The following is a 21,669-nucleotide window of genomic DNA, read 5'->3' as shown; positions in this document are numbered from 1 at the left end:
GGTCGATGTGGAACCGGGTGCCCGCCCGCGAGGCTGGTCCCATGCCCAAAACCCGCAAACCACCGGTGGCCCGAGCCGATCTCGAGCATCCTCGCAGCCGCGCGGCCTTCCGGTGGATCAAGATCCTCGTCTCCTGCTACGTCGGCCTCAGCGTGCTCGCCCTCGTCGTCGCGTATCTCTGGCGTGACCGGCCGGACGTGGTGACCGACCTCGTCTGGGTCCGCGGCGAAGGCGTGCTCATCGCCTCGGTGGTGCTGATGCTGTTCGTGTTCGGTGCCGCTCGCGGACGACGTGGCGCGTACCTGCGGTTGCGGATCGCCTCGGCGGCGATGGTGGTGGCGATCGCGGTGCTGGTCTCGATCCCCGGCTTCCTGCCTGCTTGGATGCGGATCGAGCAAGGGCTCTGCGGACTGGTCCTGATCGGTGTCGCGGTGATCGCCAACGGCGGTCATCTGCGATCGTTGTTCGCGGGTGGTCGGACAGCGGGAGTGTGATTTGAAGGTTCCGGAGCAGCTGCGGGGTCCGGTAGTGACCTACCTGCCCTTCGCGCTCCTGGCGATCCTGACCGGATTCACGCTGTCGGCCGACGGCCCCCGTGTCCTGGAACTCGTCCTCTGCGGACTCGCGGCCGGGTGGATGCTGGGGCTGTTCGCCCTGCCGCCTGCCTGGCGGGAAAGCGTCACGGTGATGGCCGTCTTCCTCGGCGTGCTGACGGCGATCACCCTGGTCCTCGTGCTCGAAGCGCCGTGGTTCGGCTGCTTCACCCCGGCGCTGTACGTCTACGCGTTCCGGCTCCTGCCGTGGCCGTGGGTCCTCCCCGGCGTCGCGGCGGTAGCGGTGGTGGCCGGGACCGCACAGGCCTACGACGTGGAGACGGACACCTTCTCCGGCGTGCTGATCTACCTCGCCGTCCTGATCGTCAACGTCGGGCCGATGTGCGGTTTCGCCTGGTTCGCCTGGCGCGGTGGCGAACGCAACCGGCAACGCGAGCAGGCGTTACGTGAACTGGCCGAAGCGAACAGGCGGCTGGAGGCGAGCCTCGCCGAGAACGCCGCCCTGCAGGACCAGTTGCTCGTCAGGGCGCGCGAGACCGCCGTGCACGACGAACGCGAGCGGATGGCGCGCGAAATCCACGACACACTGGCGCAGGGGCTCACCGGGATCATCACCCAGCTGCAGGCGGCCGAGCACGACCCGGAATCCTGGCGGCGGCGTGCCGCCACGGCCACCGCGCTGGCGCGGGAAAGCCTGACCGAAGCCCGGCGTTCGGTGCACGCGCTGCGGCCCGAGCCCTTGCGGACGTCCCGGCTGGGCGAAGCACTCGACGACGTCGCCGAACGATGGTCGGCACTGCACGGCGTCGCGGTACGGGTCACCACGACCGGGACCGTGACGCCGCTGTCCCCGGAGACCGAGGTTGCGCTGCTGCGCACCGCGCAGGAGGCACTGGCGAACGTCGCCCACCACGCACAGGCGACCACGGCGGGGGTGACACTGTCCTACCTCGAGGGTGAGGTGGCCCTGGACGTGCGGGACGACGGCCGGGGTTTCGATCCGCTGGATCCACGCGGTGACACCACCGGTGGCGGTTTCGGGCTGACGGCGATGCGCCAGCGGATCGAGAACCTGTCGGGAACGTTGCGGATCGAGTCCGAACCGGGCGGCGGCACCGGGATCTCGGCCCGCGTCCCCCTCGGGACGGACCAGGGGTGACACCAGCGCATCCACCGAGCTGAAGCGCCCTTTTCCGGGTTTCGTTGGGAGCACGACTAAAATAGGTCCAGTGTGCCGATCCAGTGCGACCCTCGCGGTCTGGTCTTCTGCGTGGCTGAACGGGGCCGCCGCCTCCGACGACGTCCTTGACGCCCTTCAGGTCTGGGGCGAGGCCCACGACGTCGTCGCCGCGGACGCCGCGGCCGCCGAGGCGTTCGACCTGCCGCTCGCGTTCAACCGCGCCGCGACCCCGGTCCAGTTGCTGCTCGCGCTGCGCTCGCAGGGGGCGAAAAGCATGGAGCTGCTGCTGCCGGTACCCGGCGATGTCCGCGGTCTGGGTGGCGGCGGCCAGTTCATGGCGGCCGCGCTGCGGACCGGCGAGGCGGTCTTGTTGCCGGATCTCGGCTACGGCCTGATCCCGGAATCGATCGCCGAAGGCCTCATGCGCTGGACCGTCTACTCGGTACCCACCCCGGGCGTCCTGGAGTTCCGGCCACTGGGCGAGGCCGAACACGGCCTGACCGACGCGATCCGCGCGAGCGCCGGCGCGCTGCAGTCGCTCGACGTCGCCAGCGAGCGGCCGGGGGTGCGTGCGGAACTTTCGGCAAGGCTGCGGGCGGCCACCGACGCACCGTGGCCTGCCGGTATGCCGGGCCGTTCGCTGCGCGTGCTCCAGCGGTCGGAAGAGATCGCGGCGATCCTGGCGATCGCCGAATCCGACGATCCGGGCGGCGCCCTATCGGCCTCGGCCGCGCTTCGCCGGTCCGAGGCGTTGCGGCCGCTGAACGAGGCGGTCCGGAACGCGCGGTGCGCCGCGATCAACGAAGCGGTGCGGGTGTTCGCGGACCAGGCGGATCGGCACCCTTAGCCGCACGGTCTACGGACGCGCTGGCCTCTTCGCCGGTTCACAACACCCGATCGCGCAAGGCGCCCCGTTCACCGTGCACCCGGCCGCCGGGAACGGCGACAGCTTCCGCGCCGGCGCTCCTTCCGTGTGCTCACGGATCAGCTCCACGACCAGCTCCGCGAACCGCGGATCGGTATCCGGGGTGGCCGCCCGCGCGAAGGCCATGCCGTGTTCCGCGGCACGCTCGGCGGCCTCGTTGTCGAGGTCCCAGATCACTTCGAGATGGTCCGACACGAACCCCACCGGACAGACCACCACCGACGTGACGCCTTCCGCGTGCAGCGCGTCGATGTGGTCGACGATGTCCGGCTCCAGCCACGGCACCTGCGGCGGGCCGGAGCGTGACTGCCAGACGACGTCGTAGCTCTCGATCCCCGCTTCGGCCGCGACGAGACGGGCGGCCTCGGCGATCTGGCGCGAGTAGCGGCGGCCGCCTTCCGAGGGCGGTCCGGACGCGGCGTCGGCGGACTCGGGGACCGAGTGCGCGCAGAAGACCGTCCGGGTGCCTGGCCGGTTCCCCAGCTCGGCGTGGGCGGCGCGGACGGCGTCGGCGAAGGCCGCGATGAACAGCGGGTGGTCGAAGAACTGCCGCAGTTTCACCAGTTCCGGCGCGCCGTCGCCGACGGCCGCGCGGGCGCGCTCGATGTCCTCGTCGTACTGGCGGCAAGCGGAGTAGCCGCCGTACGCGCTCGTGGGGAAGACCAGCACCCGCCGGGCTCCCGCCTTGGTGATCTCCGCCAGGGTGTCTTCGACCATCGGCCGCCAGTTGCGGTTGCCGAAGTGGACGGGCAGGTCGATCCCGGCCGCCGCGAGCTGCTTCTCCACCGCGGAGATCGCGTCACGGTTCAGGCGGTTGATCGGCGAGACCCCGCCGAAGTGCTGGTAGTGCTCGGCGACCTCGAGGAGCCGTTCCCTCGGGACCCCCCGGCCCCGCGTGACGTTCTCCAGGAACGGCATCACCTCGTCGGGTCCCTCGGGACCACCGAACGAAAGCCAAAGCAGCGCGTCGTAACCCACCCTGACATCTTGCCGCTGTGGCGCCCCGCACGCTGACCCGGCCCGTTTTGAACCAGTCGATCCAAAACCTGGTACGGTCGTTTCCATGGCCAGGCCGAAGGAATTCGACGAGCGCACCGCGATCGGACGCGCCATGGACGCGTTCTGGCTTCGCGGCTACGAGGGCACGTCCACCCAAGCCCTCTGCGAGGCCACCGGCCTCGGCCGCAGCAGTATCTACAACACCTTCGCCAGCAAGCACGAACTGTTCATGCGCGCACTCGACCACTACGCCGAACGCGGCATCGCCTCCAGGACGGCGTTGCTGGAAGAGGCCGAGACGGGCATCGAGCGGTTCCGGGCCCTGTTCTCGTACACCATCGACGAAGAGGTCGCGACCCACGGCCGCGGCTGCCTCGTGGTCAACACGGTGGCCGAGTTCGGCGATCGCGACGCCGAGGTCAAGGCGCGGATCGACGCCGACACGAAACGACACCTCGCACTCCTCACGTCCGTCGCCCTGGAGGGGCAGCACGACGGGACGGTCGACAGGACCCGCAAGCCCGCGGACCTCGCCGAATTCGCGCACAGCACCGTCGCCGGGCTCCGGCTGATGTCCCGGCGCGGATCCGGCCGGGCGGCCATGGAAGCCGTGGCGAACATCGCACTGGACGCGATCGCCGCGAAGTAATCCCGGCAGAACCCGCATGCGACGCTGCCCACATTTTGAACCGATCAATACAAAACCTGGAGGAAGTCCCGTGCCTTTGGCAGTCTGCGTGCTCGGGCTGAGCGTGTTCGCGCTCGGCACGTCCGAGTTCATGATCACCGGCCTGCTGCCGGGGATGGCGGCCGACCTGAACGTCGGCATCCCCGAAGCCGGGCTGCTCATCTCGGCCTTCGCGATCGGCATGGTCGTCGGCGCTCCCCTGCTCGCGATCGCCACCCTGCGCGTGCCGAGGCGCGCCACCTTGATGGGTTTGCTCGTCGTCTTCGGGCTTTCGCACGTCGTCGGCGCGCTGGGTTCGGGTTACCCGCTCCTGTTCGCGACCCGCGTCGTCAGCGCGGTCGCCTGCGCCGGGTTCTGGGCGGTCGCGGCGGCCACCGCCGTCGCGCTGGTCCCGGCCGAACGACGCGGGCGCGCGCTGGCCATCCTGGTCGGCGGACTCACCGTCGCGAACATCGCCGGCGTCCCCGCCGGCACCTTCCTCGGGCAGCACGCGGGCTGGCGGGCGGCGTTCTGGGCGGTCACGGCGCTGACCGTCATCGCGCTGATCGGCGTCTTCGCCCTCGTCCCGGAAACACAGGACGGCGCCAAGACCGAGATCGCGACCGAACTGCGGCTCTACCGCGGCGGCCGGTTCTGGCTGGCGCTGGGCGTGATCGCCCTCGCGCAGGCGATGATCTTCGCGACGTTCAGCTACCTGGCGCCACTGCTGACCGACGTCGCCGGATTACCCGAAGGCTGGGTCCCAGGCGTGCTCTCCCTGTTCGGTCTCGGCGCCCTGATCGGGATCACCGTGGGAGGCCGCCTCGCGGACGCGAAGCCGTTCCTGACGCTCTACGGCGGCCTGGCCCTCGCTCTGCTCGCCTTGGTCCTGCTCGCGGTGTCCGGTCCGGCGACCCCGTTGGCGATCTTCGCGGTCTTCCTGTTCGGCGTCGCCGGATTCGGCGTCAACCCCGCCTTGAACGTGCGCGCCTTCGCCGTGGCGGGCAACGCGCCCACCCTCGTCGGCGCGAGCACCACCGCGGCGTTCAACGTCGGCAACACCGTCGGCCCGTGGCTCGGCGGTGAGTCGATCGACGCCGGTCTCGGCTACCCCAGCGTCGCGTGGGTGAGCGTCGGCCTCGGCGTCGCCACGATGCTCGCCCTCACTTTCGCCGCCGGTGTCCAGCGCACCGACGACATCCGGTTGGTCCGCGAACCCGTTACCCAGTAAGGAGAACAATGTCCGAACGCACTGAAGAAACCCTCGCCGAGTTCTTCCGCCGAATGTCCACAGGGGACACTGACGGCGCCTCGGAACTCTTCGCCGAAGACGTCGCGTGGGACATCCCCGGCGCGACCGACCTCGTGCCCTGGATCGGCCCGCGCCGGAACCCGGCGGAGATCCGCGAGTTCTACGACCTGCTCGACAAGGGCCTCGTCAAGGACCGGTTCGACGTCGAACGCCTCCTCGTCGACGGGCCGCACGCGGTCGCGGTCGGCCGTCTGCGCTCGACGATCCGCAGCACCGGCAAGGTGATCGAGACGGCCTTCACCATCCAGTTCGAGGTGAACGACGACGGCCTGATCACCAAGTACCTGCTGCTCGAAGACTCCTGGCACGTGGCCCAGGCCGTCCTCCCCTGAAGGGGACGGCGGCGGCCGCGACAGGGTCGCGAGCGCCACACTTGAGACGCTGATCGTCCCGGGCGAGGCGCATGAGACAACTCATCGCGGCAGCGTCCGAACCTCACCCCCTACCTTGAAAGTCAGGGTCCCGGCAAAGTCACAGAGTTGCTGATCAGCGCCGCTCTTGATGGTCCGGATGTGACATCACTGGTACCTGCAAGGTTCGGGCGTGGAGGATTTGGGACGTTGAACGTCCCAAATCCTCCACACTCGGGCGCGAACCCCGGCGTTAGCCCCGGAAGGGGGCCGCCACGCGCGGGGAAGACCTCAGAAGCCGGTGGCGTGCAGACCGCCGTCGACCATGATCATCGAGCCGGTGGTGGCGGGCAGCCAGTCCGACAGCACGGCGCAGACGGACTTCGCCGTCGGGTCCGGGTCGGAGCTGTCCCAGCCGAGCGGAGCGCGGTCGCCCCAGCCGTTCTCCAGATCCGCGAAGCCCGGGATCGACTTCGCGGCCATGGTCTTCATCGGACCGGCGCTGACCAGGTTGACCCGGATGCCCTGCGGTCCCAGGTCGCGGGCCAGGTACCGGTTGACCGACTCCAGCGCGGCCTTCGCCACGCCCATCCAGTTGTAGGCGGGCCACGCGACACGCGCGTCGAAGTCCATGCCGACGATCGACGCACCGCGCGAGAGCAGCGGCAGCGTCGCCACGGCGAGGGCCTTGAAGGAGTACGCCGAGACGTCGACGGCCACCTTCACGTCCTCGCTGGGGGCGTCCAGGAACGGCGCGCCGAGGCAGGACTGCGGGGCGAACCCGATCGAGTGCAGCACACCGTCGAGACCGTCGACGTGCTCACGGACGCGGTCGGCGAGCGAGTCGAGGTGTTCCTGGTTGGTGACGTCCAGCTCCAGCACCGGCGCCTCCTCGGGGAGACGCTTGGCGATGCGCTCGACGAGCGACAGCCTGCCGAAGCCGGTGAGCACGACCTTCGCGCCCTCCTGCTGCGCGATCTTGGCCGCGTGGAACGCGAGCGAGGCGTCGGTGATGACGCCGGTGATCAGCAGGCGCTTGCCTTCGAGCAGTCCTGGCACGGGACCTCCAGTCCGGAGTGGGTGAGCAGTACGGGAAAAACGGGGGACGTCAGTGGCCCATGCCGAGGCCGCCGTCGACCGGCAGCACCGCGCCGTTGACGTACCCGGCCTCTTCGGAGGCGAGGTAACGGACGGCGGCGGCGATCTCCGACGGCTCGGCGTACCGGCCGGAGGGGACCTGGGCGAGGATCTCCTTCTTGCGGTCCTCGCCGAGTTCGTCGGTCATGTCCGTGGCGACGAAGCCCGGGGCGATGACGTTCGAGGTGATGTTGCGCGAGCCCAGTTCGCGGGCCAGCGACCGGGCGAGACCGACGAGGCCCGCCTTGCTCGCCGCGTAGTTGACCTGGCCGGCGGAACCGGTGAGGCCGACGACGGACGAGATGAAGATGAAGCGGCCCCACTTGCCGCGCAGCATGCCGCGCGAGGCGCGTTTGGCGACCCGGTAGGCGCCGGTGAGGTTGGCGTCCACCACGCGGGTGAACTGGTCCTCGCTCATGCGCATGAGCAGGGTGTCATCGGTCATCCCGGCGTTCGCGACCAGGACCTCGACGGGCCCCTGGTGCTCCTCGACGAGCTTGAACGCGGCGTCGATCTGCTCGGCGTCCGTGACGTCGGCCTGCACCCCGAAGAGGCCTTCGGGCGCGCCGGAACCGCGGTGCGTGATCGCGACCTTGTGCCCCTGCGCCGCGAGGTCCTTCGCGATCGCCAAACCGATGCCGCGGTTGCCGCCGGTGACCAGTACCGACCGTCCCACTTAGCTCTCCTCGCCTCGTCCTCGTCCCGCTGACGCACTGAGGTTATCGGCTCACCCGGGACCGGCCGGAGCCGCGCCACCGCTACCTCCGAGTAACCGCGACCGTCCTAAGCGGATGTTAGGAACCGGGCCGAACTCTTGCCCGGCCGTCACGGATTGTTCACCGTGAGCCGGAACACAGGAGGTCAAAGATGACAACCCGGATCGGTGAACCGTCGCCGCCCGTAAGCGAGAGGCGAGTCGTCGGCAACGTGCTGCGCGGCTCGATCGGCAACCTGGTCGAGTGGTACGACTGGTACGCCTACGCCGCCTTCACCACGTATTTCGCCAAATCCTTCTTCCCGACGAAGGACACCACGGCGGCCTTCCTCGGCACGGCGGCGGTGTTCGCCGTCGGGTTCCTCATGCGGCCGCTCGGCGGCTGGATGCTGGGCCGGTTCGCCGACCGGTTCGGGCGGCGAAGCGCACTCGTGCTTTCCGTCACGTTGATGGCGGCCGGGTCGCTGATGATCGCGCTGACGCCGACCTACGCCACCATCGGGATCGCCGCGCCGATCCTGCTGCTGGTGGCCCGGCTCATCCAAGGACTCTCGGTCGGCGGTGAGTACTCCACCTCCGCGACCTATCTGTCCGAAGTGGCCACTCCCGGCAAACGCGGTTTCTACTCCAGCTTCCAGTACGTGACGCTGTACGGCGGCCAGCTGCTGGCACTCGGCCTCCAGCTGCTGCTGCAGGCCATCCTCACCGAGCAGCAGCTGACCTCGTGGGGCTGGCGGATCGCGTTCGTCGTCGGCGCGCTGGCCGCGGTCGTGGTGATGTTCCTGCGCCGCGGGATGGACGAGTCGGCCAGCTTCGAGGAGGCCAAGGCCTCCGGCACCGGCAAGGCGGCGGGCGACAAGGGCACGCTGCGCGCGCTGATCAAGTACCCCAAGGAGATCGCGCTCGTCGTCGGTCTCACCCTCGGCGGCACGGTGTCCTTCTACACCTTCGCCACCTACAGCCAGAAGTTCATGGAGAACACCGCCGGCATCCCGCGCCGGACCGTCACGCTGATCCTGTTCTCCGCGATCCTCGTCGCCGCGATCCTGCAGCCGTTCGCGGGCAAGCTGTCGGACCGCATCGGCCGCCGCCCACTGCTGATGTTCTTCGGGATCGCCGGCACGCTGCTGACCGTCCCGATCATGACGCTGATGGGCGGGACCAAGGAACCGGTGCTCGCGTTCCTGCTGATGCTGGCCGGACTCGTCATCGTCACCGGGTACACCTCGATCAACGCGATCGTGAAGGCCGAGCTGTTCCCGACGAAGATCCGCGCCATCGGCGTCGGGCTCCCCTACGCGCTGACCGTGGCGATCTTCGGCGGCACCGCCGAGCTCATCGCGCAGGCGCTGAAGGGCGCCGGTCACGAATCGGTGTTCTTCTACTACGTCGCGGGCTGTGTCCTGGTGTCGCTCATCGTGTACGGCACAATGCGGGAAACCTCGAAGACCTCGGAGCTGGACAAGAAGAGGCAGCCCGAGCCCGAGCTCGTGTCCGGCCGCGAAGGCTAGGCGGGAAGGTGTGGCCGTGCGGGTGCTGCTCGTCGAGGACGACGCCGGCGTCGCCGACGCGCTCGCCGAAGCGCTGCAGGCGCGCGGCCACACCGTCTCCCACGCGATCCGCGGCAGCGACGCGCTGCACCGGCATCGCGCGGCCGACGTGATCCTGCTGGATCTCAACCTTCCCGACATGGACGGGCTCGACGTCCTCAGGAAGGTCCGGCAGGTCTCACCGGTGCCGGTGCTCGTCCTCACCGCGAGCGGGGACGAGCGTTCCGTGGTCCGAGGGCTGCGGCTCGGCGCCGACGACTACCTGACCAAACCGGTCCGGCTGGCCGAACTGCTGGCCAGGATGGACGCGGTCGTCCGCCGCGCCGCCGTCTCGGCCGCGCCGAAGGACGGCGTCGTCCACGTCGAGGACGTCGAGATCGACCTCGGCGCGCGGCGCGTGCTGGTCGCCGGGAAGGACATCGGGCTCACCACCAAGGAATTCGCCGTCCTGGCCGTGCTCGCCGCGCGCCCGGGAACCGCGGTGAGCCGTCAGCAGCTGATGGACGAGGTCTGGGGCGACGCGTACCTCGCCGTCTCCCGCTCGCTGGACGTGCACCTGACCCAGCTGCGGGCGAAACTCGACAGGCCGGGCTTGCTGACCACGATCCGGGGTTTCGGCTACCGGCTGGGCCGGGACTGACCGGTGCGCACCCGCCTGCTGGTCGTCCTCGTGGCGCTCGCGCTGACCGTGGTCGCCGCGTTCGCGATCCCGCTGTTCGGCTCGACCGCGGCGCAGCGGACCCAGCAACTGGTCATCGCCCGCAACGCCGACGTCGACCGGTTCGTCGTCCTCGCCCAGCAGGCGGTGGACACCGACGACCTGTCCGCGCTGGCGGTCGACGCGGCGCGGTATTCGTCGTTATACGGCGAGGCCGTCGTCGTGGTGGACGCGCGCGGTATGCCGATGGTGGAGACCGGCGGGATGGCGGCCGCGGAGCCGGTGGTGCGCTCGCTCGTCGAGTCCGCCCTGCGCAACCAGCCCGCGAAGGGCCCCGAACAGCTGAGCCCGTGGTCGGCCGATCCGGTCTACTTCGCCCGTCCGGTCGGCACCGGGACACGGGTGGCGGGCGTGGTCGTGCTCCGCGCGTCCGTGGCGACCGCCGCGGCCGACGTCGCCGCCGGCTGGGCCGCGATCGTCGCGGGCGCGGTACTGGTGGCGGCGGTGTTCGTGCTGCTCGCGGTCCTGCTGGCGCGGTGGATGGTGCGGCCGCTGCACGAACTGGAGACCGGTGTCCAGGCGGTGACCGAGGGACATCGCGCGCAGGTCCCCGCCCGGACGGGCCCGAGGGAACTGCGGTCGCTCGCGACGTCGTTCAACCGCATGTCCGACGCCGTCGTCGAGGCGTCGGAACAGCAACGCCGTCTCGTCGCGGACGCGTCGCACCAGCTGCGCAATCCCCTGGCCGCCTTGCGCCTGCGGGTCGATTCGCTGGCCGCGCAGGTCGACGGCGACGGCCAGCGGGCCTACCGGGCGACCGTCGCCGAGGTCGAACGCCTGGAATCCCTGCTCGACGGGCTGCTCGCGCTGGCGCTCGCCGAAAGCGCGGCGACCCGGCTGGCCGCGGGCGAAGCCGGCGACGAACCCTGCGATCTTCCTTCCGTGCTCGCGGAACGGATCGACGCGTGGCGTCCGTCGGCCGACGACGCGAGGGTCGACCTCGCGGCCGCGCGGGGCCATCACGAGCCGGTGACCGTGCGCTGCCCGGAAAGCGACCTGGCCCAAGTGCTCGACGTCCTGCTGGACAACGCGGTGCACTACGCCGGCCGGGGCGCGACCATCACCACCGGCTACGAGACCGGCGAAACGACCGCCACGGTCTTCGTCTCCGACAACGGACCCGGACTGTCCACAGAGGACCGTGAACGCGCGACCGAACGGTTCTGGCGTGCCGGTGGCGACGGCGCGCCGCGGGGAACGGGGCTCGGGCTCTCGATCGCGAACCAGCACGTGCTCGCCAGGGGCGGGAAACTCGAGCTGCGCCAGGCAGAACCGCACGGGCTCGAAGTCCGCGTCGAACTCCCTCTCGCCACGGGAGGAACGCCATGACCGTCACCAGGCGCACCGCCATCTTCGCCGGGCTCGCCACCCTCGCGGGCTGCTCGACAGCGGGGTATCAAGGGCCGGAGCGAGAGGTCGTCATCGCGGCGGGCGAGAGCGGCGGTTTCTACCTCGCCTTCGCGGAACTGCTGGCCCAGCAGCTGAACCGGGCCGAACCGCGGCTGCGCGCGACGGCCGTCGCGACCGAGGCCAGCGTCGAGAACCTGCGACGGCTGCGGGACGGCCGGGCCGATCTCGGGCTCGTCCTCGGCGACGTCGCCGAATCCGCCTTCACCGGCTCGGATCCGTTCACCGTCCCGATCGCGTTCTCGGCCATCGGCCGGGTCTACGAGAACTATCACCAGCTCGTGGTGCGCGCGGACGGCGGCGTCCGATCCCTCGCCGATCTCGCCGGGCGGCCGGTGGCCATGGGCGCGAACGGGTCCGGCGTGGCGGTGTTCAGCACCCGGCTGTTCGCCAGGGCCGAAGTCCCGGTGAAACCGAAGAACCTCCTCCTCGGAGAAGCGATCAACGCTTTGGTGGCGCAGGAAATCGACGCCCTGCTCTGGTCGGGTGGCATCCCGACCCCCGCGCTGACCGAGCTGAACCGGACCACCGCGATCACCCTCCTCCCCCTCGACGCGCACCTCCCGGCGTTGCGCGCGGCCTACGGACCGGTGTACGACCAGGTCCACGTTCCGTCGCAGGCCTACCAAGGAGTCGGCGAGCTGCGCACCATCGGCGTCGCGAACCTGTTGCTGGCGGCGCCTTCCCTGCCCGAGGACGTCGCCGCCGCCGTGGCGCGCACCCTGGCCGGACACGCCGCCGACCTCATCCCGGCACCGGCCGTCGGGACCCAGTTCCTCGACGTCCGGACGCTGATCGGCACCGGCAAGGTGCCGCTGCACCCCGGGGCCGCGGCGGCCTACCGTGCCCTGCACGGGTGATCCGGACTCCACCTCGAGAGGGATGCGCGTCGCACCGGGGCGCTGCCAGGGTCGGAAGAAGGCGGCCACCGGGCCGCCTCGATCCGAAAGGACTCCAGCAGTGTCATCGAGACACACCTGGGTGGTGCGGGGTTCGGCGCTTCTGGCCGGTCTGACCGTCGCCGCCGGACTCGCGGCCGCGGCCCCCGCCGCGGCGGCAGAGCCTGAGCCGATCCGGTTCACCACACCGGCGCCGACCGGCGACCACGCGATCGGCACCACCGAACTCCATCTGGTCGACAGCGCCCGGCCCGATCCCTGGAAACCGGACCGCCGCCGCGAACTCATGGCCACGGTGACCTATCCCGCGGACCGCCACGGCGACGGACCGCGGGCGCCCTGGCTCAGCGACGCCATGGCCGACACACTGGACGACGGGCTGAACAGCCCGGCCTACCTCGACGTCCCGCCGGGCTCGATCGACTGGGCGTCCGCGAAACGTCACGCGCGCACGGGCGTACCCGTGAGCCGGTGGGGCGGTCCGCGTCCGGTCGTCGTGTTCTCGCCCGGCTTCTCCGTGCCGAGGGAATTCGACACCGTCCTCACCGACGATCTCGCGAGCCGCGGATACGTCGTCGTCTCGCTCTCGCACACCTACGAGAGCATGGCCGTCGAGTTCCCCGGCGGCCGGATCGAGCAGGCCCCGCGACGGGAACTGGATCCCGCGACGATGAAGACGGCCATCGACGCCAGGGTGGCGGACAGCCGGTTCGTCCTCGACCAGTTGACTCTTCTGGCACACGGCGTCAACCCCGACGCCGAGCACCGGGCGCTGCCCCGTGGCCTCGACCGGGCGCTCGACCTCTCCCGCATCGGCATGTTCGGGCATTCCTACGGCGGTTTCACCTCCGGCGAGACGATGTACCACGACCGCCGGGTCGACGCGGGGATCAACCTCGACGGGGCGCTCGCGAGCGCGTTCGGCTTCCCGGAAGGCACCCCGTACGTGCCGGGCGAGGTCGTCAAGCACGGACTCGACCGGCCGTTCCTGCTGATGGGCTCGGAACTCACCGATCCGGTCACCGGCAAGCCCGTGGAGCACACGCACGCGAATCCCTACGACCGCAGCTGGGTCGAGTTCTGGGGGAACCAGCGAGGCTGGAAACGGGATCTGCTGCTGCGCGGGAGCGCGCACATGGGTTACAGCGACCTGCAGGCCGTCGTCCCGCAGCTGGCCTCGCTCGTCAAACCGGAGAAGGTGCGCGCACTCATCGGCACGATCGATCCGCGCCGATCCATCGCCGCGCAACGCGACTACATCGGCGCCTTCTTCGACCTGCACCTGAAAGGCCGGGACAGGCACCTGTTCGACCGCGAGTCGCCGCGCCATCCGGACGTCGCCTTCATCGACTGACATACGCGTGAAGGACCCCTTCCCTCGACTCAGCCGAGGGAAGGGGTCCTTCACGTAAATTGGCCAGGTGACCGAACCACGGAAACCGATCGTCGAGATGCCGCTGCGCGTGCGCTACCACGAATGCGACGGGCAGGGCATCGTCTTCAACGCGCACTATCTCGCCTACGTCGACATGGCCATGTTCGACGTGGAGAAAACCCTCTTCGGCTCCCACAAGAACGCGCTGGAGCACGGCGCAGACCTCGTGGTCGCCGAATCGAACCTCCGCTACCACGCGCCGTGCCGCTACGACGACGACCTGGTCATCGCCGTGTTCCTGGACCATCTCGGGACGACGTCGCTGATCGTCGACTTCGAGGTCCGCCGCGGCGAAACCCTGTGCACGGAGGTGAAGACGCGCTACGTCTTCGTCGATCCGGTGACGCTGAGGAAGGCGGCGCCACCCGCGTCCGTGCGCGAGGCGTACGCCGCCCTCCTGCCCGTTCAGGCGGACTGAACGCCGGGGCGCCGGTCCTCCACGACGTAGCTCGCCCGCGTGCTGATCGGCGCGCCGGGGGTGTTGACGTACGGCACCACCCGGAAGTCGCTGCGCCAGCGCTGCCGGTTCACGTTCACCCGGACGTAGCCGCGCTGGTTGTTGAAGAACTTCATGTGCGGGTTGGCCTTCAGCAGGTTCTCCCCGGCCGGGGTCATGTCGGCGCCGTTGCCGCCGCTGGTGATCGACGTCCCGACGAACTCGCTCGCCACGGTGGGCGAACCCGGGTCGCCGAAGTCGCGTTTGAGGTCCCAGGCGTAGTTCTGGTGCCGGTCCCCGGTGATGACCACCAGGTTCCGCACCCCGCGGTCCTGCGCCGCGGCGAGCACACGGTCGCGGTCGGCGACGTAGCCGTCCCACGGGTCGAGGTAGACGTTGGTGGCGGCGCCCGCGTCGGTGTCGGTCTGGCCCATCGGCGCCTGGTTGCCCAGGATCTGCCAGCGCGCGTGGGATCGGGAGAAGCCGTCGAGCAGCCAGTTCCGCTGCTCCGCGCCCAGCAGGGTGCGGTCCTCGTCGAACCGCTCGGTGCAGTTCGCCGACTGGCCGTCACCGCAGGGCTGGTCGTCGCGGTACTGGCGGGTGTCGAGCATGGTGAACTCGGCGAGCGTGCCGTAGCTCAGGCGCCGGTGCAGACGAGCGTCCGGTCCCTTCGGCAGCTGGGCGATGCGGTACGGCAGGTGCTCGTACATCGCCTGGAACGCCTGGGCGCGGCGCTGGCGGAACACGGCCGGGTCCTGGTCGGGCTCGTTGTCGGCCTGGGAGAGGTCGCCGGCCCAGTTGTTCTCGACCTCGTGATCGTCGTTGACGTGGATCCACGGGAAGGCGGCGTGCGCGGCCATCAGCGGCGCCTCGGACTTGTAGAGCGCGTACTGCAGCCGGTAGCGGGCGAGGTCGAACGTCTCGCCCTTGAACTGCGGCCCGACCGGCGTCCCGCGACCGACGCCCGTGACGCCGCTTTCGTAGAGGTAGTCCCCCAGATGCACGACCAGGTCGAGGTCTTCGGCCGCCATGTGCTCGTACGCGGTGAAGTGCCCGGCCTCCCAGTTCTGGCACGACGCGAACGCGAAGTTCAGCTCGCGCGGCGACGACCACGCGACGGGCGCGGTCCGGGTGCGGCCGACCGGCGAGATCTCGCCGCCCGCGCGGAACCGGTAGAAATACTGGTGGTCCGGCGCGAGACCGTGGATCTCGGGATGCACGGAATGGCCCAGTTCGGGCGTGGCGACCACGGAGCCCCGGCGGATCACGCCGCGGAAGCGCTCGTCGACCGAGACCTCGTACTCGACGCGCACCGGCGTCCGCGACATTCCGCCGAAGCCGTCTGCCTCGTACGGCTTCGGCGCGAGCCTGGTCCAGAGCACGACACCGCCGGGCAACGGATCGCCCGACGCGACACCGAGGGTGAACGGGTTACCGGCACCGCGAGCGAGCGGCATCGCACCGGCGGCGTTCCAGGCACCGGTCCCCAGCAGGACGGCGGCCGCACCGGCGGAGCCATAACCGAGGAAGCGGCGCCGCGACAGGGGATGAGGGAGTGAAGGCATGAAGCCCTCCTGTGGTGGGATGGTCACGGGCGGGCCTCATGCTCGTCCGGTTTGATGGCCACCCGGCCGCGCTCAGGCGAAGCGACCGTGAACGAAAGACGATCAACCCTCGTGTTCCGCATCCTGTTCTACCGCCCCGAAATCCCGCCCAACACGGGTAACGCGATCCGCTTGACCGCGAACACCGGCTGCGAACTCCACCTGGTGGAGCCGCTCGGTTTCACACTGGAGGACAAGCAGCTGCGGCGCGCCGGGCTGGACTACCACGACCTCGCGCGCGTCCACGTCCACGCGGACCTCGGCGCGGCGTGGGCGGCGCTGCTCCCCGCGCGGGTGTACGCGTTCAGCGCTTCGGCGACGCGGCTGCACACCGACGTCGCGTACGAGCCCGGGGACGTGCTGATGTTCGGGCCGGAGTCGGCGGGGCTGCCTCCTGAGGTTCAGTCGGCCCCCGAGGTGACCGATCGGGTGCGGCTGCCGATGCTGCCGTCGAGCCGGTCACTGAACCTGTCCAACACCGCGGCGATCAGCGTCTACGAGGCTTGGCGGCAGAACGGCTTCGCGACCCCGTGAGCCGCCTGGTCCAAGTGCTATGAAAGGTCCTTTCCTTGCAAATTTTGCAAGGAAAGGACCTTTCATAGCACGCGCGGTAGGTGAAACTAGGGTAACCGCTGCCCCAGGAAGAGCGAAGCGGCGGCGCCGATCATCAGCACCAAAGTCCCGATGATGACCCAAGGACGGCTCGCGTCGGCGTCCTTCAGTTCGTAACCGATCTGCTCGCCGAGGTCGTTGTACACGCGCTTCAGCTCGTCCGCGCTGGCCGCCTTGTAGAAGTCGCCGCCCGAAAGCCGCGCGATCTCCTCCAGCGACTCGTCGTCGACCTTCACGTCCTGGGGTTTGCCGTCGATGTCGACCGAGCCGTGCGTGGTCCCGAACGAGATCGACGAGATCGGCACCTGTGCCTGTTTGGCGGCCTGCGCGGCCGTGTAACCGCCTCGCGGTGCGTACAGATCGTCCGGGACCGTCTGCTTGCCGTCACTCATCAGGACGATCCGGGCGGGCGGCGGGCCTTCCGCGCCACCGACGATCGCCGAAAAACTCTCGATCGACTGCAGCGCGGCGAAGATTCCTTCACCGGTGGCCGTCGACTGCGCGAGCTTCAAGTTGTCGATCGCCTTCACGACACCGCCGCGATCGGTGGTCGGCGCGACCAGCACGGTCGCCGTCCCCGCGAACGAGATCAGCCCGAGGTTCACCCCCGGCGTCATGTTCTGCGCGAAGGAGCGCGCCGACTCCTGAGCCGCCTTCAGCCGGGTCGGCGCGACGTCGGTCGCTTCCATCGACAGCGAGGTGTCGATCACCAGCATCACGGTGGCCCGGTTGCGGGGCACCTTCTGCTCGGCCGTCGGACCGGCGAGGGCGACGGTGAGCACCAGCAGCGACAGCACGATCAGGATGGCGGGAACGTGCCGCACCCAGCCTTGGCTCTTCGGCGCGATCTTGTCCAGCAGTTCCAGGTTGGCGAACCGCATGGTGCGCTTGCGCCGCGCGCGCTGGGAGAGCACGTAGCCCACGGCCACCGCGGCGACCGCCAGCAGCAGGAGGAACCACCACGGCGAGGCGAATCCGGTGAGGCTCACGCGACACCACCGGACCAGCGGCGTTTGCGGGCCACCACGAACCGGACCATGTCCGCGATCCAGTCCGAATCGGTGCGCAGCACCAGATGCGCGGCACCGGCGCGGCGCAGCGCGGCCGCGACCTCCTGCCGGTGTGCGTGCGCCGCGGCGCCGAATTCCTTGCGCAGCAAGGCCGAAGCGTGCACTTCGCGCTGTTTCCCTGTCTCCGGGTCGGCCAGCACGACGGTGCCCACGTCGGGCAGGTCGATGTCGCGCGGGTCGAGGACTTCGATGGCGATGAGGTCGTGGTGCCCGCCGAGGGCACGCAACGCGCGCTGCCATTCCGTGTCACCGAGGAAGTCGGAGATCACGACGGCGAGCCCACGACGGCGGGGCGGACGGCGCAGTTTCTCCAGGGCCGCGGCGAGATCCCCGCGGACACCCACTTCGGCACGCGGGGTTTCGGCGATCTTGCGGACCAGTCCCCGCGCGTGCGGAAGACCGCCGCGCGCCGGGATACGCGTGATGCTGCCCGCCCCGTTCGTGACGAGCGCGCCGATCCGGTTACCGCCCCCACCGGTCAGATGGGCGACCGCGGCCGTCGCGCAGACGACCAGGTCGCGCTTCTCGCACAGCGCGGTACCGAAGTCGAGGCTCGCGGACACGTCCGCCACCAGCCACGTCTCCAGTTCACGGTCGGCGACGGTCTCCCGGATATGCGGGCTCGTCGTCCGCGCGGTGACCGCCCAGTCCATCCGGCGGACGTCGTCGCCGGGCTGATACGGCCGGGCCTCGCCCGGTTCCGAACCCGGTCCTGGCACCAGGCCGAGGTGGTTTCCCTGCAGCAGACCGTCGAGACGGCGGCGCACGTCGAGTTCGAGCGTGCGCAGGCCCGCCTCCATCCGCTCCCCGCGGAGTACCGGCGGAGCCCAGGAAGGACGTTCGCCCTTCTCGTTCTTCACGCGAGTTCCTTACCTGACCGGTACGCCTGCCGGGACCGGGCCGCCCTGCCCGGTGCCGCCCTGCGGACGGGCCGAGACCTGCGGCAACGGCACGGTCTGCAGCACCCGCGTGATGATGTGGTCGATGGGGACGCCGTCGGCAAGCGCGTCGTAGGACAGCACGAGCCGGTGACGCAGCACGTCGGGGACGACGTCGACGACGTCCTGCGGCAGCACGTAGTCCCGGCCGCGGACCAGCGCCAGCGCCCGCGAGGCGGCAATGATGCCGAGGCTGGCACGCGGCGAGGCACCGTAGGACACCCAGCCCGCGACGTCGGCGAGCCCGTGGTCGTTCGGGGTGCGGGTGGTGAGCACGAGGCGGACGACGTAGTCGACCAGCGCGTGGTGCACGAACACCTGCGAGGCCACGCCCTGCAGACGGACCAGCTCACCCGGGGAGAGCACCTCCTGCGGGGTGGGCGGGGTGACCCCCATCCGGTAGATGATCTCCCGCTCTTCCTCGGCGGTCGGGTACTCGACGACGATCTTGAACAGGAACCGGTCGCGCTGCGCCTCGGGCAGCGGGTACACGCCCTCGTTCTCGATCGGGTTCTGCGTGGCGAGCACGAGGAACGGGTCGGGCATCTCGAAGGTCTGCCCGCCGATCGACACGTGCCGCTCCGCCATCACCTCCAGCATCGCCGACTGCACCTTCGCCGGCGCGCGGTTGATCTCGTCGGCGAGCACGAAGTTCGCCACCACCGGGCCCAGCTCGACGTCGAACCGCTCGGCGCCCTGCCGGTAGATCCGGGTGCCGAGGATGTCGGCGGGGACCAGGTCCGGGGTGAACTGCACGCGGGAGAACGAGCCCCCGACCACTCGCGCGAAGGTCTCGACGGCGAGGGTCTTCGCGACACCGGGGACACCTTCGAGCAGGAGGTGACCCTTGGCCAGCAGGCCGACCAGCATCCGCTCGACCAGCCTGTCCTGGCCGACGATGATCCGCTTGACCTCGAACACGGTCCGCTCCAGCAACTGGGCGTCCCGCGCCGGCGTTCCGGGCTGCTGCTGCGCGCCGTCGGCGTAGCCGGGCTCGGTCACTCGTGCCTCCTGTGTTCCCCGCTTGCGTTCTTGCGTCCGGATGTGACCGTAGTGGTCGGTGGCACAGCCGTTCGTGAAGGTAGCCAACCGGACCACCGGTATGACGGCTGTGAAGGGGCCATCCCGGCTAAGAAAGCCGGTCCAGATCCTCCGGCGTGTCGATGTCGTCGCTCTCGCCCGGCTCCTCGGGTACCTCGACGATGTCCAGCCCGCCGAGCGTCCGCCGGAGCGACGCGTTCTCGACCCGCTCCGGCAACGCCGACCGCACCGCCTCCGCGCGCCAGGCACCGAGCAGCCACTGCCGCTCCCCCGAGCCGTCGACCAGTACCGCACCCGAGGCGGCGCCGAGCGAAGCCACCAGCCGATCCACAGTGGACTTCCGGACCCCGGCGAGGTCACCGGCCAGCACTACGACGATCTCCGTGCGCACCATGGCGAGTCCCGCCGCCAGCGCGGCGACCGGACCAGCTCCGGGCGAAGCTTCGCGAGTCCACCGCACGTCGCCGAAACCCGGCCGCTCCGGACCGACGACGATCACCGGATCCGCGTCGGCGAGCGCGGCCAAGGCCCTTGCCATCAAGGGTTTCCCGCCGACGGGCAACGCGGGTTTGTCCACACCGGACAGGCGGCGCGCGGCACCGCCCGCCAGTACGATCCCCGCGTACGCCACCGCCTAGCCGATCAAACGGGTCGCGTACGGCATGATGCCGCCGTAGCGCACCGGCGCGATCCGCACCCGCAGACCCGATTGGGGTGCCTCGACCATCTGGCCGTTCCCGAGGTACATGGCGACGTGGTGGATACCCCGCGCGCTGCCGCCCCAGAAGAGCATGTCGCCGCGGCGCATCTGCGAGAGCGGCACCTTCCGGCCCGCCTCGTACTGGTACCCGCTGTAGTGCGGCAGTGCCCGCACCCCCGCGAAGGCGTAGATCATCAGCCCGGAGCAGTCGAAGCCGATCTTCATGTAGTCGCCGTAGCGGTCCGCCGTGCCACCGTCGCGGATGCCCCGTGTCGGGCCGGAGGTGTTGCCGCCGCCCCACGCGTACGGAAGTCCCAGCTGCGACAGCGCCCGCTGCACGACGGCTTCGACACTCGCCCCGGCGGGAGCCGACTGGACGGGCCTACCCGACGGACGACCGCCGCCGCCCTGGCTCGGCCTGGACGCGGCGAGGGCGGCCTGACGAGCGCGTTCCTCGTCCTCGCGGGCCTTCTGCGCCTTCCAGTCCTCGTAACGCTGGCGCTGCCCCTGCAGGCCGCTGACCTTCTGCTGGGCCTCGAAAAGCTGCTTCTCGACGTTCGCCTTGTCGGCTTCGAGCAGCCCGTTCTGCGTCTCCTGGGTGTCCTGCGCGTGCTGAGCGGCGCTTTGGGCGTTGTCCGCCTCGTGCTTGGCCGCCTCGGCTTCGCGCTTGCGCTCCTGCGCGATCTCCAGTTTCTTGCGAGCCGTCGCGTCCTTGTTGGACTTCTCCGTCTGCGCGCGCTTCATCGTGTCGAGCGCGTTGAGCCTGCTGCCGCCGACCGCGTCGAGCAGCTGCGCGCGGCCGAGCAGTTCCTTGGGGCTGTCGGCGGTGAGGTACGCCGAGACCGAACCGATGGTGCTGCCCTGCTGGAAACTGGCGGCGGCGAACTTGTCGAGATCGGCGCGGGCCTTGTCGATGGCGGCCTGCGCGGCGTCGGACTCGGTGCGCGCGGACCGCGCCTCCCGGTCGGCCTGCGCGGCGGCGTCCTGCGCGGTCTCCGCGTCGACCCTCGCCTTGTTGGCCTCTTCCATCTTCAGCTCGACTTCGTCGTTGAGCTGAGCGAGCTTCGATTCGGCCTGCGCGAGCTGGTTGGTGAGCCTGCCGACATCGCCGGCCTTGGCGTTGGCCTCGGCCTTGCTCGAGTTGATTTCGGAGTCGCTGGGGTTCGGCGGGGGCGGCGGCACCGCCAGGCCCGTGCCCGTCACCCCGAGCAACAGGGCGAAACCGAGCGCGCCGATGGTCACGCCACGGCGGGCACCGGTCCGAGACCCGGTTTCACCACGCACGATCCGCCCACCTCCTGATCTTGAACAACGAGCTCACTGTGCCACTGCTGTCACAGCATTACCAGAAGCACCACCAGGAACTTACACACCGTAGGCACCATTTCCCCTCAACGGGGGACGAACAGACGAACGTTTC

The 21,669-nt window shown here is 70.0% G+C and carries 22 protein-coding genes; 13 read left to right on the top strand and 9 right to left on the bottom strand.

The window, feature by feature from the left end; genetic code table 11:
• The first annotated feature begins 41 nt into the window (after nucleotides 1-41).
• From ACZ5ZX_RS11020 to ACZ5ZX_RS11010, 3 genes are all read left to right on the top strand, one after another.
• The gene (locus tag ACZ5ZX_RS11020) at nucleotides 42-494 is read left to right on the top strand and encodes a hypothetical protein (protein WP_465501822.1); all 453 of its coding nucleotides are present in this window, start codon (nucleotides 42-44) and stop codon (nucleotides 492-494) included.
• 34 nt (nucleotides 495-528) lie between these two features.
• Nucleotides 529-1,713, top strand: a complete 1,185-nt coding sequence (locus ACZ5ZX_RS11015) for a sensor histidine kinase (protein ID WP_465501821.1) — start codon at nucleotides 529-531, stop codon at nucleotides 1,711-1,713.
• A 70-nt stretch (nucleotides 1,714-1,783) separates the two neighbouring features.
• Nucleotides 1,784-2,581, top strand: a complete 798-nt coding sequence (locus ACZ5ZX_RS11010) for a hypothetical protein (protein ID WP_465501820.1) — start codon at nucleotides 1,784-1,786, stop codon at nucleotides 2,579-2,581.
• Nucleotides 2,582-2,590: 9 nt separating this feature from the next.
• On the opposite strand, the gene ACZ5ZX_RS11005 is transcribed toward ACZ5ZX_RS11010, so the two are convergent.
• Nucleotides 2,591-3,637 carry a ferrochelatase gene (locus tag ACZ5ZX_RS11005; protein WP_465501819.1) on the bottom strand — a complete coding sequence of 349 codons (1,047 nt, stop codon included), beginning with the start codon at nucleotides 3,635-3,637 and terminating at the stop codon, nucleotides 2,591-2,593.
• 85 nt (nucleotides 3,638-3,722) lie between these two features.
• Between ACZ5ZX_RS11005 and ACZ5ZX_RS11000 the strand changes: the two genes are divergently transcribed.
• From ACZ5ZX_RS11000 to ACZ5ZX_RS10990, 3 genes are all read left to right on the top strand, one after another.
• Nucleotides 3,723-4,307: a TetR/AcrR family transcriptional regulator gene (locus ACZ5ZX_RS11000; RefSeq protein ID WP_465501818.1), complete on the top strand. Its 585-nt coding sequence runs from the start codon at nucleotides 3,723-3,725 to the stop codon at nucleotides 4,305-4,307.
• A gap of 70 nt (nucleotides 4,308-4,377) precedes the next feature.
• Nucleotides 4,378-5,556: a Cmx/CmrA family chloramphenicol efflux MFS transporter gene (locus tag ACZ5ZX_RS10995; protein ID WP_465501817.1), complete on the top strand. Its 1,179-nt coding sequence runs from the start codon at nucleotides 4,378-4,380 to the stop codon at nucleotides 5,554-5,556.
• A gap of 8 nt (nucleotides 5,557-5,564) precedes the next feature.
• Nucleotides 5,565-5,969, top strand: a complete 405-nt coding sequence (locus tag ACZ5ZX_RS10990) for a nuclear transport factor 2 family protein (protein ID WP_465501816.1) — start codon at nucleotides 5,565-5,567, stop codon at nucleotides 5,967-5,969.
• Nucleotides 5,970-6,278: 309 nt separating this feature from the next.
• Here the strand turns inward: ACZ5ZX_RS10990 and fabI are convergent, their stop codons facing one another.
• Entirely contained in the window at nucleotides 6,279-7,046 is a 768-nt protein-coding gene (fabI, locus tag ACZ5ZX_RS10985) for an enoyl-ACP reductase FabI (protein ID WP_465494922.1), read from the bottom strand.
• 49 nt (nucleotides 7,047-7,095) lie between these two features.
• The gene (gene fabG, locus ACZ5ZX_RS10980; RefSeq protein WP_465501815.1) at nucleotides 7,096-7,800 is read right to left on the bottom strand and encodes a 3-oxoacyl-ACP reductase FabG; all 705 of its coding nucleotides are present in this window, start codon (nucleotides 7,798-7,800) and stop codon (nucleotides 7,096-7,098) included.
• A 191-nt stretch (nucleotides 7,801-7,991) separates the two neighbouring features.
• Here fabG and ACZ5ZX_RS10975 point away from each other — a divergent pair, with 191 nt between their 5' ends.
• From ACZ5ZX_RS10975 to ACZ5ZX_RS10950, 6 genes are all read left to right on the top strand, one after another.
• Nucleotides 7,992-9,350 (top strand): MFS transporter, encoded by a 1,359-nt coding sequence (locus ACZ5ZX_RS10975; RefSeq protein WP_465501814.1) that lies wholly within the window; start codon nucleotides 7,992-7,994, stop codon nucleotides 9,348-9,350.
• A 10-nt stretch (nucleotides 9,351-9,360) separates the two neighbouring features.
• Nucleotides 9,361-10,029, top strand: coding sequence for a response regulator transcription factor (locus ACZ5ZX_RS10970; RefSeq protein WP_465501813.1), 669 nt, complete (start codon nucleotides 9,361-9,363; stop codon nucleotides 10,027-10,029).
• Nucleotides 10,030-10,032: 3 nt separating this feature from the next.
• Complete coding sequence (locus tag ACZ5ZX_RS10965) at nucleotides 10,033-11,436, top strand: sensor histidine kinase (RefSeq protein ID WP_465501812.1); 1,404 nt, start codon at nucleotides 10,033-10,035, stop codon at nucleotides 11,434-11,436.
• On the top strand, nucleotides 11,433-12,374 hold the full coding sequence (locus tag ACZ5ZX_RS10960) for a TAXI family TRAP transporter solute-binding subunit (protein ID WP_465501811.1): 942 nt from the start codon (nucleotides 11,433-11,435) through the stop codon (nucleotides 12,372-12,374). The genes ACZ5ZX_RS10965 and ACZ5ZX_RS10960 overlap by 4 nt, the downstream gene beginning before the upstream one ends.
• A gap of 100 nt (nucleotides 12,375-12,474) precedes the next feature.
• Nucleotides 12,475-13,767, top strand: coding sequence for an alpha/beta hydrolase family protein (locus ACZ5ZX_RS10955; RefSeq protein ID WP_465501810.1), 1,293 nt, complete (start codon nucleotides 12,475-12,477; stop codon nucleotides 13,765-13,767).
• Between the two features lie 67 nt (nucleotides 13,768-13,834).
• Nucleotides 13,835-14,266, top strand: coding sequence for an acyl-CoA thioesterase (locus tag ACZ5ZX_RS10950; RefSeq protein ID WP_465501809.1), 432 nt, complete (start codon nucleotides 13,835-13,837; stop codon nucleotides 14,264-14,266).
• Here ACZ5ZX_RS10950 and ACZ5ZX_RS10945 read toward each other — a convergent pair.
• On the bottom strand, nucleotides 14,254-15,849 hold the full coding sequence (locus ACZ5ZX_RS10945; RefSeq protein WP_465501808.1) for an alkaline phosphatase D family protein: 1,596 nt from the start codon (nucleotides 15,847-15,849) through the stop codon (nucleotides 14,254-14,256). The two genes, ACZ5ZX_RS10950 and ACZ5ZX_RS10945, sit on opposite strands and share 13 nt — an antisense overlap.
• A gap of 111 nt (nucleotides 15,850-15,960) precedes the next feature.
• Between ACZ5ZX_RS10945 and ACZ5ZX_RS10940 the strand changes: the two genes are divergently transcribed.
• The gene (locus tag ACZ5ZX_RS10940; RefSeq protein ID WP_465501807.1) at nucleotides 15,961-16,422 is read left to right on the top strand and encodes a tRNA (cytidine(34)-2'-O)-methyltransferase; all 462 of its coding nucleotides are present in this window, start codon (nucleotides 15,961-15,963) and stop codon (nucleotides 16,420-16,422) included.
• 86 nt (nucleotides 16,423-16,508) lie between these two features.
• Here the strand turns inward: ACZ5ZX_RS10940 and ACZ5ZX_RS10935 are convergent, their stop codons facing one another.
• The 5 genes from ACZ5ZX_RS10935 to ACZ5ZX_RS10915 form a co-directional block, all read right to left on the bottom strand.
• Nucleotides 16,509-17,489, bottom strand: coding sequence for a VWA domain-containing protein (locus tag ACZ5ZX_RS10935; RefSeq protein WP_465501806.1), 981 nt, complete (start codon nucleotides 17,487-17,489; stop codon nucleotides 16,509-16,511).
• Nucleotides 17,486-18,370, bottom strand: coding sequence for a DUF58 domain-containing protein (locus tag ACZ5ZX_RS10930; protein ID WP_465494975.1), 885 nt, complete (start codon nucleotides 18,368-18,370; stop codon nucleotides 17,486-17,488). Before ACZ5ZX_RS10930 ends, ACZ5ZX_RS10935 begins: the two co-directional genes overlap by 4 nt.
• A 69-nt stretch (nucleotides 18,371-18,439) precedes the next feature.
• Nucleotides 18,440-19,510 carry an AAA family ATPase gene (locus ACZ5ZX_RS10925; protein WP_465501805.1) on the bottom strand — a complete coding sequence of 357 codons (1,071 nt, stop codon included), beginning with the start codon at nucleotides 19,508-19,510 and terminating at the stop codon, nucleotides 18,440-18,442.
• A 127-nt stretch (nucleotides 19,511-19,637) separates the two neighbouring features.
• A complete protein-coding gene (mobA, locus tag ACZ5ZX_RS10920; protein ID WP_465501804.1) occupies nucleotides 19,638-20,180 on the bottom strand; it encodes a molybdenum cofactor guanylyltransferase in 543 nt (180 codons plus the stop codon).
• Nucleotides 20,181-20,183: 3 nt separating this feature from the next.
• Nucleotides 20,184-21,533 (bottom strand): NlpC/P60 family protein, encoded by a 1,350-nt coding sequence (locus ACZ5ZX_RS10915; RefSeq protein ID WP_465501803.1) that lies wholly within the window; start codon nucleotides 21,531-21,533, stop codon nucleotides 20,184-20,186.
• Nucleotides 21,534-21,669 lie beyond the last annotated feature (136 nt).

The organism is Amycolatopsis sp. NPDC033938 (assembly GCF_055575975.1).
The sequence above is the reverse complement of the archived record's forward strand: the minus strand, read 5'-3'. Positions and strand labels throughout refer to the sequence as shown.